At 42.0% G+C, this 17,031-nt stretch carries 28 protein-coding genes and 1 pseudogene; all 29 read right to left on the bottom strand.

All coding sequences use genetic code 11. The features are described 5' to 3' along the window. Positions 1 to 251 precede the first annotated feature (251 nt). The 29 genes and pseudogenes from AC3CIA_RS07830 to AC3CIA_RS07690 all read right to left on the bottom strand — a co-directional run bounded on the left by AC3CIA_RS07830 (position 252) and on the right by AC3CIA_RS07690 (position 16,838). Positions 252 to 710, bottom strand: a complete 459-nt coding sequence (locus AC3CIA_RS07830; protein ID WP_029406454.1) for a DUF302 domain-containing protein — start codon at positions 708 to 710, stop codon at positions 252 to 254. Positions 711 to 876: 166 nt separating this feature from the next. Then, positions 877 to 1,866: a S66 family peptidase gene (locus AC3CIA_RS07825; RefSeq protein ID WP_054546786.1), complete on the bottom strand. Its 990-nt coding sequence runs from the start codon at positions 1,864 to 1,866 to the stop codon at positions 877 to 879. Between the two features lie 140 nt (positions 1,867 to 2,006). Next, positions 2,007 to 2,264: a hypothetical protein gene (locus AC3CIA_RS07820; protein ID WP_054546354.1), complete on the bottom strand. Its 258-nt coding sequence runs from the start codon at positions 2,262 to 2,264 to the stop codon at positions 2,007 to 2,009. 199 nt (positions 2,265 to 2,463) lie between these two features. Beyond that, entirely contained in the window at positions 2,464 to 2,850 is a 387-nt protein-coding gene (locus AC3CIA_RS07815; RefSeq protein WP_488518848.1) for a hypothetical protein, read from the bottom strand. Between the two features lie 122 nt (positions 2,851 to 2,972). Next, positions 2,973 to 3,554 (bottom strand): HD domain-containing protein, encoded by a 582-nt coding sequence (locus tag AC3CIA_RS07810; RefSeq protein WP_488518847.1) that lies wholly within the window; start codon positions 3,552 to 3,554, stop codon positions 2,973 to 2,975. A 67-nt stretch (positions 3,555 to 3,621) separates the two neighbouring features. Next, positions 3,622 to 4,029: a GNAT family N-acetyltransferase gene (locus AC3CIA_RS07805; RefSeq protein WP_488518846.1), complete on the bottom strand. Its 408-nt coding sequence runs from the start codon at positions 4,027 to 4,029 to the stop codon at positions 3,622 to 3,624. Between the two features lie 113 nt (positions 4,030 to 4,142). Then, a complete protein-coding gene (locus tag AC3CIA_RS07800) occupies positions 4,143 to 4,556 on the bottom strand; it encodes a GNAT family N-acetyltransferase (protein WP_488518845.1) in 414 nt (137 codons plus the stop codon). 52 nt (positions 4,557 to 4,608) lie between these two features. Continuing rightward, positions 4,609 to 5,025 carry a VOC family protein gene (locus AC3CIA_RS07795; protein ID WP_017061801.1) on the bottom strand — a complete coding sequence of 139 codons (417 nt, stop codon included), beginning with the start codon at positions 5,023 to 5,025 and terminating at the stop codon, positions 4,609 to 4,611. A 119-nt stretch (positions 5,026 to 5,144) separates the two neighbouring features. Next, entirely contained in the window at positions 5,145 to 5,489 is a 345-nt protein-coding gene (locus AC3CIA_RS07790) for a VOC family protein (RefSeq protein WP_488518844.1), read from the bottom strand. An 88-nt stretch (positions 5,490 to 5,577) separates the two neighbouring features. Continuing rightward, positions 5,578 to 6,048, bottom strand: a complete 471-nt coding sequence (locus AC3CIA_RS07785) for a GNAT family N-acetyltransferase (protein ID WP_488518843.1) — start codon at positions 6,046 to 6,048, stop codon at positions 5,578 to 5,580. Between the two features lie 36 nt (positions 6,049 to 6,084). Continuing rightward, positions 6,085 to 6,441 carry a hypothetical protein gene (locus AC3CIA_RS07780; protein ID WP_488518842.1) on the bottom strand — a complete coding sequence of 119 codons (357 nt, stop codon included), beginning with the start codon at positions 6,439 to 6,441 and terminating at the stop codon, positions 6,085 to 6,087. Between the two features lie 101 nt (positions 6,442 to 6,542). Next, positions 6,543 to 6,977, bottom strand: coding sequence for a GNAT family N-acetyltransferase (locus AC3CIA_RS07775; protein WP_237299069.1), 435 nt, complete (start codon positions 6,975 to 6,977; stop codon positions 6,543 to 6,545). A gap of 73 nt (positions 6,978 to 7,050) precedes the next feature. Next, a complete protein-coding gene (locus AC3CIA_RS07770; RefSeq protein ID WP_488518841.1) occupies positions 7,051 to 7,458 on the bottom strand; it encodes a bleomycin resistance protein in 408 nt (135 codons plus the stop codon). A gap of 400 nt (positions 7,459 to 7,858) precedes the next feature. Next, the gene (locus AC3CIA_RS07765) at positions 7,859 to 8,197 is read right to left on the bottom strand and encodes a GFA family protein (protein WP_488518840.1); all 339 of its coding nucleotides are present in this window, start codon (positions 8,195 to 8,197) and stop codon (positions 7,859 to 7,861) included. A 52-nt stretch (positions 8,198 to 8,249) separates the two neighbouring features. Then, a complete protein-coding gene (locus tag AC3CIA_RS07760) occupies positions 8,250 to 8,684 on the bottom strand; it encodes an NUDIX hydrolase (RefSeq protein WP_488518839.1) in 435 nt (144 codons plus the stop codon). Positions 8,685 to 8,710: 26 nt separating this feature from the next. Continuing rightward, positions 8,711 to 9,127 carry a nucleotide triphosphate diphosphatase NUDT15 gene (locus AC3CIA_RS07755; protein WP_488518838.1) on the bottom strand — a complete coding sequence of 139 codons (417 nt, stop codon included), beginning with the start codon at positions 9,125 to 9,127 and terminating at the stop codon, positions 8,711 to 8,713. Between the two features lie 25 nt (positions 9,128 to 9,152). Then, a complete protein-coding gene (locus AC3CIA_RS07750) occupies positions 9,153 to 9,710 on the bottom strand; it encodes a nucleotidyltransferase family protein (RefSeq protein WP_488518837.1) in 558 nt (185 codons plus the stop codon). An 8-nt stretch (positions 9,711 to 9,718) separates the two neighbouring features. Further along, positions 9,719 to 9,883, bottom strand: a pseudogene (locus tag AC3CIA_RS07745) (MBL fold metallo-hydrolase); the annotation flags it as partial. Between the two features lie 117 nt (positions 9,884 to 10,000). Further along, positions 10,001 to 10,618 carry an RraA family protein gene (locus AC3CIA_RS07740; protein WP_488518836.1) on the bottom strand — a complete coding sequence of 206 codons (618 nt, stop codon included), beginning with the start codon at positions 10,616 to 10,618 and terminating at the stop codon, positions 10,001 to 10,003. A gap of 61 nt (positions 10,619 to 10,679) precedes the next feature. Next, positions 10,680 to 11,156: a GNAT family N-acetyltransferase gene (locus AC3CIA_RS07735; RefSeq protein WP_488518835.1), complete on the bottom strand. Its 477-nt coding sequence runs from the start codon at positions 11,154 to 11,156 to the stop codon at positions 10,680 to 10,682. Between the two features lie 218 nt (positions 11,157 to 11,374). Then, positions 11,375 to 11,584 (bottom strand): DUF3955 domain-containing protein, encoded by a 210-nt coding sequence (locus tag AC3CIA_RS07730; protein ID WP_488518834.1) that lies wholly within the window; start codon positions 11,582 to 11,584, stop codon positions 11,375 to 11,377. Positions 11,585 to 11,818: 234 nt separating this feature from the next. Beyond that, the gene (locus AC3CIA_RS07725) at positions 11,819 to 12,070 is read right to left on the bottom strand and encodes a hypothetical protein (RefSeq protein ID WP_171313086.1); all 252 of its coding nucleotides are present in this window, start codon (positions 12,068 to 12,070) and stop codon (positions 11,819 to 11,821) included. Between the two features lie 235 nt (positions 12,071 to 12,305). Then, positions 12,306 to 12,719 carry a GFA family protein gene (locus AC3CIA_RS07720; protein WP_488518833.1) on the bottom strand — a complete coding sequence of 138 codons (414 nt, stop codon included), beginning with the start codon at positions 12,717 to 12,719 and terminating at the stop codon, positions 12,306 to 12,308. 439 nt (positions 12,720 to 13,158) lie between these two features. Beyond that, complete coding sequence (locus AC3CIA_RS07715) at positions 13,159 to 13,716, bottom strand: cysteine hydrolase family protein (protein ID WP_488518832.1); 558 nt, start codon at positions 13,714 to 13,716, stop codon at positions 13,159 to 13,161. A 150-nt stretch (positions 13,717 to 13,866) separates the two neighbouring features. Continuing rightward, positions 13,867 to 14,703 carry an HNH endonuclease gene (locus tag AC3CIA_RS07710; RefSeq protein WP_171308220.1) on the bottom strand — a complete coding sequence of 279 codons (837 nt, stop codon included), beginning with the start codon at positions 14,701 to 14,703 and terminating at the stop codon, positions 13,867 to 13,869. Between the two features lie 131 nt (positions 14,704 to 14,834). After that, positions 14,835 to 15,443 (bottom strand): sugar O-acetyltransferase, encoded by a 609-nt coding sequence (locus AC3CIA_RS07705; protein WP_488518831.1) that lies wholly within the window; start codon positions 15,441 to 15,443, stop codon positions 14,835 to 14,837. 96 nt (positions 15,444 to 15,539) lie between these two features. Further along, positions 15,540 to 15,914 (bottom strand): VOC family protein, encoded by a 375-nt coding sequence (locus AC3CIA_RS07700; RefSeq protein ID WP_017078093.1) that lies wholly within the window; start codon positions 15,912 to 15,914, stop codon positions 15,540 to 15,542. Between the two features lie 64 nt (positions 15,915 to 15,978). Then, positions 15,979 to 16,677, bottom strand: coding sequence for a pseudouridine synthase (locus AC3CIA_RS07695; protein WP_488518830.1), 699 nt, complete (start codon positions 16,675 to 16,677; stop codon positions 15,979 to 15,981). Beyond that, positions 16,677 to 16,838 (bottom strand): hypothetical protein, encoded by a 162-nt coding sequence (locus AC3CIA_RS07690; RefSeq protein ID WP_012604036.1) that lies wholly within the window; start codon positions 16,836 to 16,838, stop codon positions 16,677 to 16,679. Before AC3CIA_RS07690 ends, AC3CIA_RS07695 begins: the two co-directional genes overlap by 1 nt. Positions 16,839 to 17,031: the final 193 nt, after the last annotated feature.

Raw genomic sequence — 17,031 nt, 5'->3', positions numbered from 1 at the left:
CAGATAAAACCCATAAGACAGCGACAAAAAACCCACCTTACGGGTGGGTTCGATAAACAAAGCGCATCAACAATCCCACCATTCCTATGGAATGATGATAATTCGTTGGTTAGATGGCGCTAAATTCAGTTTCATAACACTACTTTTATATATTGTTGCTTAGTTGTCAATGCAGCCAAACGTTGATTGGGAAGCTATATCATCGTCAAGTCGCACCCATTAATGGTCTAAATGAGTGCTTATTGGCTCGGTTATTCAGCTTTCGCCACTGTCGCTTCTGAAAGCTTGCTTAGTACACCCGAGATCTTCTTAACCACTTCGTCACAGCCATTGATTGCGTGACGCTCTACCAAGTAATTAGGATCGTTGTAAGATAGCCATACTTCTTTATTAGAATCCTCAGTGACTAACACCTTCTGCGGTAAATCTATCGCGACATCTTGAGCGCATTGCATTAATGGTGTCCCTACTTTTGGGTTACCAAAGATGATGACTTCCGTTGGTCTCAATTCAAGACCAACCTTACTCGCATTTTTCTGATGGTCGATTCTCGCAAACAAGGTCAAACCTTTGCTTTTAGCGATTTCTTCAAAGCGGTCTGCAGTCTCTTTCACTGAGTAATTACTTTGGTATTTAATCAAACCATCAGAAGCCGCAGCTGAAAATGATGCCGAGAGTAAAATGGCGCATAGTGGTAGTAATTTTTTCATCGTCACCTCTGAGATTTAGCCTAATCAAACTTACATTCATAGCGCCACTTCTTAAATCAGTGACGTAACCCATGTCAGTATAGACGCGTTTCCATTCTCAGTTTGCAGAGAGGATCACTTTTCTAATGCGTCTTATTATCATCAGTTTATGCTAACTCGACGCTAACTATTGGCTTTGAAGCTTGAATGTCTGGTCATCAAAATCAATAGTGCCTTGCACACCTAGTGGCGTGACTAGCATAGGATGGGTGTGACAACTGTCGAAGCCATACAGGATCGGGACATTTTTACCGTTCAACACTTCAAGAAGTACATCGAGGGGTGTTCGCCCTGTCCCTTTGTCATCAAACAGCTCATGTTTGCCGAGTACAATAGCGCCAACTTTATCGAATACTCCGCAAGCCAATAAGTGTGCGAATGAACGCTCTACCGCTTCAATGCCTTTTAGTGAATCTTCAATAAGAAGAATATCGCCAGGCTGAATTTCTGGCATGTATTCACTGCCCCAAATCCCCGCCATCGTACTCAGATTGCCACCAATCACGCGACCGCTTACTTGACCTATTCCCATGAAGTGCCATTCGTTATTGTAAACTGGCTTTGCCGAATCTTGAGTTTCCCAGTCGTGTTTGATGTCCGTCCAACTCTCAGGCATCGTGTACTGATGTTGGCTTGAATCCGAACATAAGATGTCAGTAAATGATTGGAAGGTTTCGTCGACTAACGGCGGGAACTCACCAAATGACGCGACGAGTGCTGGGCCATAGAAAGTCACCAATCCAGTTTTGGCGTAGATGCCTAACAGTAATGCGGTGGCATCTGAATAGCCGACGATGATCTTAGGGTCGTTTCTAAGGGCATCATAATCGATGTATGGCAACAATGAGTTGCTGTTGTTACCACCAATGGTCGACATAATGCAGCGCACGTCTGGGTCTCGAATGAGCTGGTTGAGTTCTTCGGCTCGTGCTTGAATGGAACCAGAACGATACCCTTCTGACTCTCCAGTTAACGAACCTTCAACCAGAATGAAGCCCTGCTCTTCCAAATAGCGTTTAGAACGAGCAAACCGTTTAGGAGCAAAGACAGTTGCAGGCGATGACGGTGAGAAAAATCCGATTTTGTCACCGATATTTAAAGTTTTTGGGTATATCACTCGTTTGTCCTCCATAACAAAGTAAGAATAATACGCCTGATTGAAACTCATTAATTATTAAAGCTAACTAGTTCTTTAAGCTAATTGATTTTGGGGATTAGAGCTCGAAAATTAGGGTTGAATCAAATTTTCATACCCAATTAATGCCACGACTTAGTCCCACACTTTTCACATTGGTATTCATAATCACTGTCGACATAAAAACCGGGAACGTTATTGTCACCTTTAAACAATAACGTCATCAAGTACTCCATCAACACGCCTAACTTCCATTGTTTCTTTTCAGATTCAGCGTCCGCTTTAGATTCAGCATCGGAAGCGTTAACTGCAAGGTGTGGGGTCAGTGCGTTGCACTGTTCACAGTGATAAGGGTGTTTAATATACTTATTATCAAGCATTTATATAAACCAACTAATATTTATAAAGTTTATGCATACTAACAACTTATCACTCGGTTCTCGAACTTATTGTCGTCCATTAGAGTTTTATTAGAAAGAAATGAGACACAAGATAATACCGTGTGTCATGCATCTACTTTAATTGGCATTGCGGTGTTCAATAGCAGAACAAAAAGAGTAACCGTGTGTCGTTTGAAATTTAGTCAAGCGCTTTAATTAGAACCGTGTATTTCCACAGGTTTGCTTCATCTTCTCCAAGCTCGATACTTGCTTCTCCACCCTCTTTATCAAGAATAAAAACAGGCATCTCACGACTAGACTCACCATTTTCATAATCGCATGACATTTTGGCCTCTAATAGAATAGCGTTAGCTTCATGCTTAGAAAGAACACCCGAATAAATGCATTCTTCAGTTTGAGATGAGACTTCCTGTCCGAAAGAGTCGAACTTAAAGGTTGGGAAGTTGAGTTTTGATTCAGAATCCTCGATAGTGACCGACACTTGGTAATCGATCGCTTCAATATTGGTTGCAAATGCACTACCAGAAACACTAAGCAACAATAAAGCTAAAGCAGTGGTTTTCATGTGGTTCTTATTCCTTTAACAATGGCCTTGCTACGCTGAAGTAACACTATGAATTCTCGAGTTTAATTTAAACGTTATTAGGTTGAAACTTCTTTGTCATTCCTTGGCAAGATAGTTAATTTTTACTTTAATAGCCCTTTGTCCGCAGCCCCTTCAAGTTGCACTTCTAGCTCTTTCCATAGAGCACGACTGCCTTTAGAAATACGCTCGCCATTAAAGGTCAGTACTTTATCTTTAGATATGTTGTGCTTCTTCCAGCTGTGACCGCCTCCATGGATGTTATGAAGCAAAGGCGGCACTCTATCGATCGCCTTACCAAATCGAGCTTCCGGTGACTCACCCGCTTCGAACTCAAGCCATAACTCCAAATACTCGGTTCTTAAATGACTCGGCAATGATTTCAGCAACCGCTCAACGCAGTTTCTCTCTTTGAGCTTGTTTTCTTCAGTTTCACTGGCATAAATGATGGTGTCTCCGGCATCGATTTCCCCAAGGTCATGAATCAGCAACATCTTCATCACTCGCGTAATATCGATCTCTTCATTGGCATAGTCTTTTAACATCAGAGCGCTCAAACAGACGTGCCAACTGTGCTCTGCCGAGTTTTCATATCGGTCCAATCCAACTGGTTTTGTTTGTCGATGAACATCCTTTAATTGTTCAATTTCGACCATGAATTGCAGAATGCCTTTGATTTCTTCCACGATGAGCTTCCTTAACTTAAGTTGATGATTTGGCGATACGGAGGGTTAACAGAGCTACAGAGAACCGTTACTCCCAATGAACCGACATTTTGTAATACGCAACACCCGATTTTTCAAATTCAGAGCCTTCTACAGCCATCCCAAACTTTTGATAAAAACCTAAAGCCGTTGTACGCGCATCGCACCAAAAATATTGGATGTTTAAATCTTTGAGGTTAGAGATTGCATGATCAATCACGTTTGAACCGATTCCCTGCCCTTGGAAATCATGCAGCGTGGCAAACTTTCTCAACCTAGCTTCATTGTCTCGAATATAGATAGACGCGACACAAACCAACTGCTCACCAACAAACGCGCCGTAATGCGTTGCTTGTTCGTCATCTGGCACCATACAAAACGACATCGGTTTATCAGGCCAAAGCACTTGATGCCTAACCGGAAGTACCTCCGTCGCTGACAGCTGTTTTATTTCCATATTCTCTGTTTAAACTCCCGACTTGATTACCCTTGTTGTAATTGCAGGGCTTGTGATTGTTATGATTGTTATGATTGTTATGATTGTTATTACTAAACTTATTATTACAAAGCTTAGTACGTCATTAAGTGATAACGCTCTAACCCCTCTCCCTCTGTGGACGAGATAACAAAGCCTTGCGACTGATAAAAGCCAATCGCATTTTCATTGGCAGTCAAACACTTCAATGTCAGACCAGAGTAATGTTGTTTGCAGGTATTGAGTAAAGCAGAACCAGCCCCAGAACGTAGCGTTCGCGGGCAAACATAGAGGTGATGGATGAAGCTTTCAGGTACCCAAATAGAGGCAAAACCTAAAACCTTATTGCCAGAAACAGCGACCCATATTTGCTCACCTTCTGTATCTAAGTCGAAATCGGATAACTTAAAAGCGCTAGTATCAGCCCAATGAAAGGTGTTCTGTCTCGATTCTAAATAGATTGCCTGTAAAGCGGTTAAATACTTGGGATGATACTTTGTGACTTCCATGTCGCTCCTGTCAATCCGTATGACTAGAATTAGGGTTGTTGACTAAGCTATTCTACCTATTAGCCATAGGGTGTTCAGGGTTTAACTGAAGCAGATCCCACAAGTTACCGTAAAGATCTTCAAACACAGCAACGGTACCGTAGCCTTGCTCTTTTGGCTCTCGGACAAAGTTAATACCCAAAGATGTCATGCGTTCGTAATCACGCCAGAAGTCATCGGTGTTTAAGAATAGGAATACACGTCCACCAGCTTGGTTGCCGATGAAATCAAGTTGCTCTGGCTTGGAAGCTCTAGCAAGTAACAGGCTCACACCGGTTGAATTTGGTGGAGCAACAACAACCCAGCGCTTATCTTCTTCTGGTAGATACGTGTCTTCGATGAGATCAAACTTAAGCTTGTTTACATAGAAATCAAGCGCTTCATCGTAGTCTTTTACCACGAGTGCAATGTGGACAATATTCTGTTTCATAACATACCTTGTTGGGGTTTTAGCTGCGTGGAATGATGCCATGAAGCCGGCAAAGACACTAGGTGTCGTATCATAAATCGCAGTATCTCGTCCTTCACATTCTAAAGGCTATGTATCACCTATAACTCCCAGAATCCGAGCTCGACGCCACCTTGAATAACAATGGCACACATGCCGTGACGTGGTAACTCCACTGGCGGTACTGCGACTTCGGCGCCTAGTTTCTCGGCTGCATTTACTGCAGACTGAATATCCTCAACCAGCGTGTAATGTCGAACAGTTGGCTCTTCAGTTTCACGAAGCGGTGCTCGAATACCTATTACCCCACCATTAGATAGCTTTGCAGTGCGCGCCCCACCAAGGTTCACATCAGCACCACTAAACTTCACGTTGTAGAGCTGAGCGTATGTTGCACAAACAACATCAACTTCTGGGGTAATTACTTCAAGATATTGAACCTTCATCAAATTTCCTTTTCGTGCTCTTTAAAACTCTCAACCTGCATACAGCTGTGCAGGTGTTTCTCATCAATAATTAGTCGGTATAATATTACTAAGCGATTCGACCGCTCATGATAAATTGCGGGCCTGCTGCGCCACCTAAATACTGTTCATTGGTATCTTCGAAGCCGCCTTTCTTATAACAGTTGAATGCGGCGGGATTTTTGCAATTCACGGTTAAATAAATCGACTCATACGCTGAGTAATTCGCTTTTAAATATGGAAACAAAGCTTTGACCGTGCCAGTTCCTAAACCTTTACCTTGCTGGTTTTTATCAAGCACAAAAGCTCTTAGCCCAATGCTTCCTTTAGGGCAAAACTCATAAGAATCTGCGTAAGCGATATCCAGCTTAAAGAAACCAACAACTTCGTTATTAGACTTAATCACGTGCAAGTGCGTCGTTTCACTGCCGTCTAATAAAAACTCTGCAGCTGTACCAGCGAACTTAACCTGTTCATCGGCGAGTTGGATGGCCTGAACTAACGCCACATGTGATTCTTGAAGCCTTTCAATAGTTATCATTGTTGTTCCTTCTGTATAACACGCACGAAAAACCGACTAGAGCTCATCGCTAGTGTCTCGAGAACCGTAGTTTGGGAAGTTGATATTAAGAACGTTATCATCCTCAAGTGTGAATAGAACGCTTCCATTCTCTACACCGGTTTCGTTTCTATCTGAACAGCCGAGAAATAGCTCCCAATCAAACGAATATTGAAGTCGGTATTGATTCGAATTGATGTGTAGAACGTCTTTGATTTTAATACCGTTCACCACATGTGCCATATCATCGATGTATGACAGGTCAGGGATTAACTTTTCTTCGAAGTCACTCTTATGCTCGGTTAAGAAATTGAGTAGCTCAGAACATAACTCGGAGCCATGAACCAATGATTTAGACAGACTAGAAAACAACATTTCTAAATACTCCAAGGATTGTTTTGATATTAGATGGATGCGCGCGAACCTGTTACAAATTCAAGCTCAAACTCAAACTCAGCCAACGCGAACTTATAAGGCTAAACGTTACTATTATCCGAGCTATTAAACGAGTACATTCGAACTTCATCTCGAGGAAACCAGCCCAACTTTTCATAAAACTGTTGAGCATTGATGTTGTCGTTATAAACAAACAAGTGGGTCTTGGGGATACCTAGCCCTGCAAGTGCGTTGACCGCCTCTGCGACAAGCTTACAACCTAATTTTTGCCCTCTGAAGTTGGCTGATACAGCTAAATGTTGTAAATACCCACGACGTCCATCCGTTCCGACCAACACAGCGCCAATGATCTCGTTGTTACTTTCAGCCACAAAACTCAGACCGGGGTTACGAGCTAAATAGCTCGCAATGCTTTCTTTCGAATCGGCATCGCGAATACTCATGCCTTCCGTCTGGCACCACAACGCGATCACGGAGTCGTAATCTGAAATTGCCATTTCCCGAATGTTGACCACTCTACTCTCCTTGTTTAAGCAGGTACTTAGTTAGCCATGTTTCTCGTAATAAGTAACCAATAATATTTATATGTTAAAGAATATCTTGGCAAAACCTAAAGAGGTAACCGTCTGGGGTTTGGACTATGAACTGCTTCTGAGTCGCGATCGAATCCCCACATTGATAAGACTTTGACTCTAACGCTAAGTAAATAGAATCAGCGGCGCTTTCGTTAACTCTCTGATATAGAGGTTCGATATCGATAACATCCCATTGGAAGTTAACACCACGCCCTAACGGAAACTCCAGATCACCTGAAAGCCATTTTCGACTTTTGCCCGTAATCCCTTCAAGCATCACATCAACACCATCGAGCGTTAGATAAGCAAACTCTTCATCTGGGCGCTCGTATTTCACTTCAAATCCCAACACATCGACAAAGAAGGATTTGCTCACATTAATATTGAAACAATAAAGCTCTGGAACTACTCGTAATGTCATGATTTACCTGTCTCATTATTTTATTGCTGATTAGTCATCTTCTTTTAATGCTAGAGGGCTATTGCGTTACTTTCTTTATTGGCTGACACACTAACAGCACGTAAAACAATGTAAAACTAAGCACCATGGCACCTAAAGTGCTAAACCCTGCATAATTCATTGAAATCGAAACCGTAAAAGGGGCAATAAAAAAGAGTGAATAGTAATAAATAGTAAAAGGCTTCAATACTTGAGCGCATTGTTTACATGGCATGTGCTTGGAAGGATGTAGCTTCGATTTCTCTTTAATAGAAACCGACGCCCCACAATTTGGACACTTGAACATCGAACTTCTCCTTAATACGACCAAATCTACCGTTTCAATACTGCAAGGCGTAGTGAAAGTACCTTGTTAGTTGACTTAGTACGCTTCGCCGTTGATTTTACGAACTGGGATGCTTGCAAGCACTTTATTTTCGGCCATTCTCATGTTCACAGCCAAGATATCTGCGGAGCATTTCTCTGTCGTTACGTAATGCGTTAAACATCCACACAACTTGCAGCGATGAAATTCGACTTCTTTATCGCCCCAACAATAAAACTCAGTTTTATCGCTCAAGTTGATTTGAACTTGCTCCGGAGAAAAATACGCCCAAACGGCAGCATAACGACGACAGATAGAACAATTACACTCCCCGACTTCGTCTGGAAGCGAGCTCAGATCTAAGCTCACATTTCCACAGTGACACTTTAATTCCATTTGATTGTTCCCTGTATTCACATAACATACGATTTAAATAAGCATTGTGTTTTTAGACTCCGCTGAGCCTTTCGTTGATCTCCCAAAGCGCGTTTCTGTTCGAGTCATATGTTAGAAGTTCAATAGCTTCTTGGTAATCACACCAACGGTAATCTGTGTGTTCATTTGATAATTGAGGGTCTTCCGTCACTTTAACTGAGAAGGAATGCTCAGGAATTACGAATGGATGCTCAGTCCAATTCTGATTTCCTGCATAAAAGACTTTTGGAAGCATGCACATTGAATCAAGTAGCTGCCAGTTACAACCGACTAGCTGAGCCTCTTCAGAGAGCTCTCGTTTTGCTGCTTCAAGTAATGATTCATTGTCTTCGCCACCACCCGATATTGCCTGCCATACACCATTGTCCCTTCTAAGTGCGATTAAAAATCGAGATTTGTTATCGACTGTTTTGTAGGGAAAAACTAAAACTTGAAAAGGTGCTCTCATTGATTTTCTCTCCAATCGTTCACGTTTTACTGCGCTAACTTCCCAAGGATGACCGGATCGTTAAGCAAATTCGTCAGAGGAAGAAACAGTGGTTCTGGTAGCTCATCTGGTTTAAACCATTCCCATTGCTTACATTTGTCAGGCTCAACCACCTGAGGCTCTCCGCTTGTGTCAGAAGCAACAACAAACAGCGTTATATAGTGCTTGTTCTCTTTCTCAAAAATATCATTGGTAAAAGTCAGCTTCTCAAATGCACTAACAACTAAGCCAGTCTCTTCGAGTGTTTCACGTTTAGCACACTCTTCAATGCTTTCACCCCATTCAAGGTGTCCGCCCGGCGTTGCCCACGTATGAGCCCCGTGGGAACCAATTCGCTCTCCAAGTAGCACTCGTCCTTCACGTAGAATAACCGCAGCTACACCTACTCTTACTTCCTGACTCACTTAAAACTCCTTAACATTCTATCAATCAACCCCAAGGGAGCACTTTTACTTGCTGCCATCGGGCCTTATAGCCAGTGGTCATTTTGTTGTAATTTGCTTCTGTCATTGCTCGCTTATTCGGCTTAATCAGCATATCAAAAGCGTCCTCTACACCGTATGGTGCAAACAACTTGATATCGCCTGAATCATCCAGAGTAAACCCAATAGCAAACGCAGAGAGCCAAGACTCGATACCTTGCTCCGCACGTACGTATGGTTGAATGAAGCAACCGAACTTCTTAGCGTAATGCTCATGAATGGTCGCTTGGTTCTTTACGTCCACGTCGACACAATGACTTAACCGCGAACGAATGCGGCTTTTGAACTCATCTTCGGTGATAGCTGAGGTACTATTGAAATAGACAACATCGAAGTCTTTGACTTGATCTAGAAGCGGTTTGTTTTCGATATCATTCCAGATGATTTGAGTGATAGCGCCGCCTGCAATATAGAAGTTTGGCAAGCCCACCTCACGACATACGTTGGCTGTTTCGATTAGCTCAGGAACTTGTTGAATGAGGCCCTTTAGTTTTTGTTTATTCATCGTGACCTATTAACACCCAGTAATGGTGCATTTTTACAAAACGTATCGCCACTTCCCATATAGAACAAGATCTTTAGCTTCTCGGTTTCAATATGCTGTGATAGCCCGCGCTCAACGGCTAAGTCTTTTCGGTTATCCAGTCGAGAGTTATCAACCAGCGTCGCTATTTTCATACTTCGTCGCAGTCCGTACGATCACTCTCTTCTCCATGGATGAATTTATTCGTTGTCGCCTAACGCCTGTTAATTGATGACAAATGCCACGCGTTACAAATCAGCTTGCTGCACCAATTAAGTTTTTCGTTTCGCAGACGTTATTGCTTGGGCTATTTTAGCCCTATGACTCGTTTCCCACTCAGCGAGTGTTAATGAAGCTTCCTCACTTGCTTTCTTTGAAGCCATTAGAAACACTTCATCTTTTCTTGATTTAGGAATAACGACAATACCCTCTACATCAGCAACAATGATATCTCCCGTAGAGACCTTTGCTCCCCCACAAGTGATTGGAGCGCCCAATTCAGAATAGACCTCTTTCTTTCCCGGTACTGGATGAACACCTTTCGCAAAAACTGGAAACTTCATATCTGAAATTTCACTCAAATCTCGAATGACACCATCAATAATAAAGCCTTTGATACCTCGACTCTTAGCGACTGCGCATACATTCCCACCGGCTACTGCATATTCGCTATCAACTCCATCCACTACAATGATGGAACCTTCTGGTGCTTCGTATATGGCTGAATGAAGCATTAAATTATCACCAGACGTTAACTGGACAGTAAACGCTTCTCCAAAAATTGGCGGCATTCCCTGCCAAAGAGGACCAATACTAAAATTAATAAAGTGGTCGTTACTTAATATGTTTCCGTACTCGGTTGTCGCAAGTTTTGAAAAATCTGACTTCATATTTTCACTCCATGTTTAAATGAAACCTGCCGGTCTATGTATGTTGCTTGATATGTTGAGGCTACCCGCTTAGTTTCTTAGACATATTGAAACCGGTAACCTCAAAGCCAACTTCTTTATACAACTTAAGCGCCCGCTCATTATGATATGCGACCCTCAGTTTTATTTGATTGATACCAATAGCGAGTAGTTGAGTCTCTAACGCAGAAATTGATTGAGTACCATAACCTAGACCTCGATGTTCATTCGAAATGAAGAAGTCATAGATAAACGTAGATTTATCACCAATATTGACTGAGTGCCATAGGTAACCCACAAGCTTACATTCACCATCGACTTCAGCATCAATGCATAATAGCGAATGCTCATTGCCCTCTAGTCCGTTAGGGAAGCTGCGATGCAAGTCCTTCTTTGCCAATTCGACTGCAACGTCCAAAGAATGCCCATAATTTCTAGCTATTTCCTGACTGTAATCGTCAATAAAATACTGACAATATACTGGATATTCGTCTTGGCGCATTCCTCTAAGTACTACCATGTTCATCCTTTATAAACGTTGAATTCAATTAGTAACATAACGCCCGCTTGAGCAGATTACAACGCTACCAATACTCTCAAATTTAACACCTAACCCACTGAAGTTAAAACGAGTGGAAACACCAATACCGCCGCATGCCACAAATGCCACGCGTACCGAATCGCGCCTAAGTTGTTTGTGATAACGAAACATCTTCGTTTACTTGCAGCTTAACTGGTCTACTGACACTTTCTGTTTCTAACGAAGGTTACAACCAAAGCCAGCAACGCAAGTAACTCAAAAAGCCAAAATAGAGGAATAAGCCCGAATGGCTCAACTAACAAACCATTTTCATCTACGTATGAACCGATGGTGTTATAAGCAATGAAACACAAAAGGCCACTAACGCAGAAAAGAAAGCTGATTTTATACTTACGGAGAAAATTCATCGAAGCCTCAACATTTGAATATCTAAAATGTCAGACACTTTGTAAGAGAACATGGTTCACTCGGATAGGCAAATGGGATAGACGAGTTATCGCCGCTTGAAGTAACTGACATCGCGATCACCTCACCTCACCCATTGTGCCGAAAACACTAAAGTTGATTCTAGCTGGAAATGCCAATCGTTTAGCATCATTTTTATATACCGAAATGGATAATAAACACTTGTTATGTGCTTTTTATTGAGGCCTATCTTCTGGGTTATCACGATACCAAGCTTCGAGCAATTCCCGACCATAGATGACTTCTGTCTGCATATGCATGTAAAGAAGGAATGCAACCAATAGAAAACTAACTCCGTTCAACCACCTTAATGCTTGTTTACGCTCTGCATCATAGAAAAACATACTGACACCAACAAGCAAGAAAGGGTAACAACCTATAAGAAGTAACAACCAGCCAAGGTAACTTGATATTGCCATATCCGTCATTTCCGCCTCCTCAGAGTCATTAGGCGACTCGTTGCATATTAGAGTAACTATTCAGCTATTCGGAGTTCAGACAATCGAGTTTCGAGTCACTTCAAATTGGGGGTTGATGCTGGGAGGTTAAGCGTGAGCAACGCTACCACCTCGCCAAAACCATTGCACCGCAAACACTAAAATCGACCGAAACTAAAAAATGCCGAGCGTTGTGAATTAGTCTTAAGCTAATAAAAACTAAGTGCTACTCTCCACTTTCAAAGTGGGCAAATACTTCTGCACCAGTCATATTTTGTGTTTCATTTTTAAATTCGTAGTATTTGGGCTTTTCATCGATGAATATCTGATGAGTTAACTTGTAGTCATCCCCAGACCTCAATAAACCGACAGGAAGGTGGTACTGATTATTTGGCACCAAAAAGTAAAACAAGTGAGTACCACATTTACCGCAGAACCCCCTCTCAGCCCAATCGGACGACTTATATCTCACTACATTTGATTCACCTGATATTTTGACGGAATCAGAGCAATCAATGACTAACATCGGACCGCCAGACCAATTTCTACACATACTACAATGACAAGCCCCCAATTCATTACTGGCGTACTCTACTTCCAACTCAACCGAGCCACATAGGCACTTTCCTTTACCTTTCATGAATCCTCCAATCTTTGCAATGTGTGTAAATGAATAGCAGATAACGTTTTTTATACCGATGACTTAATAAGAAAAGGCTATTTTTTGTTTCCCTTCTCCGACAGATACGCGGCGTACTTTTTAGAGATCCATTTATGAATATGAAGCCCTGTTTTACGAACAATATACCAATCTATAGCAGCTAGAATTACCAATCCGATTACAGTTCCCATTATAAAACCTCCATGCACACTGAAATGCCACTCTATCAAATAGTTAAGAAAGGCACCGTGAACCTAAACAAACTATTAAGACTAGATATGTATAGTTACTTTCACTCTGGAAGAATTGCAGGAATATGATGCCCGCTTAAGTGGTGAGCAACGTAATACCACCTTAATCACCTAGAGCAATGCATAGTAAAAACGCCAAGCATTACGAATCACGCTTAAACAAATTATTAGCTTTTCAATCTATCGATGATCTCAGTATTGGATAAAGGAACTCCAATACCACTATTTACCATGTATCCAAATGATTCATCGTGGCAACCTTGATCATATGAATCAATGCACTCTGTGGCCAATAACAAATGGTAGTCACGTTGATAAGCATCAATAGCAGTGACTCTCACACATGCATGAGTATTTACACCTGCAATCACAATTTCAGTAGGTGATATTTCATTCAAGATCGCATCAAGATCTGTTCCAAAGAAAGCACTATAACGTTTTTTGATAATCTCATGTTCATTTGGATGTCGAACTAACTCACTTAGTAGCTCGCAACCACTAGTACCTTGAATAGTCCATTTTTGACTCGATTGTCTTAACGCCAAATACGTATCTGACAAATCTTCTTTGAAGACTTGACGCACCCAAATAATCTTCTGGTTTTCTCTACGAAATGCGTGTACCAACGCGTTCAATGAGCGAGTAAATTCTATTCTTTTGTCAGCGAGTCTACCCCGCTGGAAAAAGTCTTCTTGCATATCAATAACTAGTAATAATTTAGCCACTATGATCTCCTTAGAACGCTAACGCCAAATTAGCGTGTGAGCAACACCATACGAAGCCGCCGTATACCACCTTAAACACAAATCGCATCGCATCGCATCGCATCGCATCGTAAAAATACCACGCGTTGCGAATCAATCTTAAATAGTTTGTTATGAGTTTTCACGCACAAGCCTAGTGGCTTTCCTATATAATTCTTCTCGTAAATTCTCTTTATCAATACTATTGTGCAATGCTCTATGACAGTTAGGGCAAAGTGCCGCTGCATTTGTGATTGTATCTGAACCACCCTTAGATAAAAATTTTACATGATGAACTTCCAAGTATGGTTGCCCATTCTCCTTAACAAACGGGGCTTTGCTACCGCATAGCTCACAATTACCCCCCGAGGCTTTTAGAATATACGCAACGACTGTAACGTCACGATGATATTGAGTTACCTCGGCTTTTCTTTTGTTTACAACTTGTTGTCCCTTAGGAGTCCTAGTTCCTAACTTGGCTATTACTATTGGTAATGCTTGCTCAATCTCACTGTCATCGTAAACAGTTATAGGTGCCAATTCGTAAGAACTAATATTACATACAAAATTTCCTGATATATTTACCCCAAATTTTTCTAGATTTTCAGTTAGTTCATTAGCGGTAATTTCATATAAGTCTTCAAAAAGCACCTCAACCCAACCAAGTGTTGGTCCAAGTATAGGAGAACCTACTTTTCTTCCATGTCGCCAGCGCGCTCGGTATTGATTTTGGTATTCAGTTCCATTTTTTATAAGAAACTCAGCTTGTTCATTATTTAAGTGCCACCTTTGTATATCAGTCAAAGCTGATAAGTAGTCACCTTCTGACTTACCTTCTTTAGCTTTATAGCCATAGATATATTTATCCAAGTTAGATACAGGCAGAAAAGCCCTACAACCAAACTTTTCGGAACGATTTGCTACAGGAACCCAAATAGTCGAATCCCCATCTGAATAAATTTCAATCACCACATTCTCCTGAGGTATTCAATTGAACTCGGACTCATAACGCTATTAGACAGAAAAATTCTGTATTTAATTGCAGACCCACTCTGTCTAGTATGACCAAACTCCCACATAAAGAATCTGGTTAAGATAACTTACTTAAGCTCTTCTGGAATGGGGTGATCTTTGTGGTAATACTCTCGGTCGCGTTCGTTTATTTCGCGTATCACTTTGCATGGGTTACCGACTGCGACCATATTAGCTGGGATATCTTTGGTGACTATGCTGCCTGCGCCTATTACTGAGTTTTCACCAATGGTGACACCGGGAAGTACGACGGTGTGCGCGCCAAGCCATACGTTGTTTCCAATACGAACAGGAACATTGAACTGCGCTGCTTTTAGCCTGAGTTCAGGGCTGATGGGATGTGTGCCAGTGGCGATGGTCACGTTAGGAGCAATCATCACGTTGTCGCCGATGAATACGTCTGTGTCGTCGACCAGAGTTAGATTGAAGTTAACGTATACGTTGTTGCCTAAGTGGGTGTGACGCCCCCAGTTCGCGCGTAACGGCGGCTCGATGTAGCAGCCCTCACCGACTTCGGCGAACAGTTGCTTCATGATTTGTTGTCGTTTATCCCCTTCACTAGGACGAGTGTGGTTAAAATCGTATAGCACTTCTAAGCATTGAGTTTGCTCAGCAACCAAATCAACGTCGTCACAGTAGTAAACGTCTTGGCTGTGTATTTTAGCCTTTATATCCATGTTTGAACCTATTTGATCATTGCCTTATATCGGCATAAATAAAGAAACAGATGAATAATTTGAAGTTTTCACTGGCCTCAATGCAAGTTGGAGGAATTAACGCGGCCTGATGTTTTCAGCCACACGCCACAGCACACCACTTGGGTCAGTGATACAAAACTCTAGCATTCCCCAAGGCTGCTCAACAACCTCGGAAACAGTAACTTCAAATTCCGACACTACATTAGAGTTTTGGATGTGTTGATACCAACTTTTTACGTCTTCAACCAGCAAGTGCATCATGTAATTGTGACAGTGCGCAGGTTCATAAAAGTTTTGCAGAAGGAACGCACAACTGCCGTGACGCAGATAGGCGATATCGTGAAATTCAGACATCACTTCGAAGCCGATTGACTGGTAAAAACGCTTGGATAAAACGAAGTCTCTCGCGGGTACGAAAGACTTAATTTCTGAGACTTTTAGGTTTTCCATCCTACATCCTTATAGTGTTGATGTTCTGGTGCTGACACGCTTTACGCTTCTAGTGGTTAAACGATTACTCAGAACCCTGCTGAAATGAGTCGACTTCGGCTTGGGTTAAATAACGCCACTGGCCTGCTTCAACATCTAAACGAACATCACCAATCTGTTCACGATGAAGGCCAACAACTCGATTCCCTACCGCGGCAAACATTCGTTTTACTTGATGAAACTTACCCTCTGTAATGGTCAACAGCACTTCTTTACTGGTAATCACTTCGAGCTCTGCCGGACGTGTCAGCTTTTGCTCGCCTTGCAATTGAATGCCCGCTTTGAACTTGTCAGCGACATCGTCTTTGATATCTCGTGACAATGTCACGCGATAGACCTTCTTACATGACTTGGTTGGCAGCGTGATATTGAATGACCAGCGCCCATCATCGGTAATCAAGACTAAGCCTGTTGTGTCTGCATCTAAGCGCCCTGCGATGTGCAGTTCTGATGCTTTGTCTATCTCGATGTAATTGAACAGTGAAGGATAAACCTCATCGATATTGGAGCAAATAGTACCGGCTGGCTTGTGCATTAAAAGGTATCGAAATTCTCGCAACTTAAGCGGCGTGCCATTTAACAAGATGGTGTTGCTTTCATGAACCTGAGTAGATTCATCAGTGACTGTTTCATTGTATACGTTCACCTCGCCATTATGGATGCGTTCAATCGCTTCAAGTTTGGTTAGGTCAGTACTTTTACATAGGTATTTATCAAGGCGCATTAATCGTCGGCACCACATTTAGCACAAGGCTTGTAGGTACGTTCGCCTTGAGCAATCACCACATAGTCTCGAACGCAGTTATCACATAGCGCCAACTTTGGGTAAGCGTCTTTCTGTTTCTTTGCGTTAATGTCGCCTTCGGTGGTGTATACGGTTCTCATTTTTATACCTTTGTTTAATAACTTGCTAGGCGCAAATTGTATCACTGTTTACAGCCTTGATTGGAGTAGTGTTAGGTTGTAAAAGTCATATTTAGCACTTCTATTCTAGGCTCCCTTCCCGAAACGGTTTAACCATGAACAACAAAGTCAACGTGCCACGCCTATCAGTGGTAAAATGACAAAAGCTCACCAA

Source organism: Vibrio sp. QJM3NY_27 (assembly GCF_057785955.1).
Note: the sequence above shows the minus strand (reverse complement) of the source record. Positions and strands in the feature narration are given on the sequence as shown.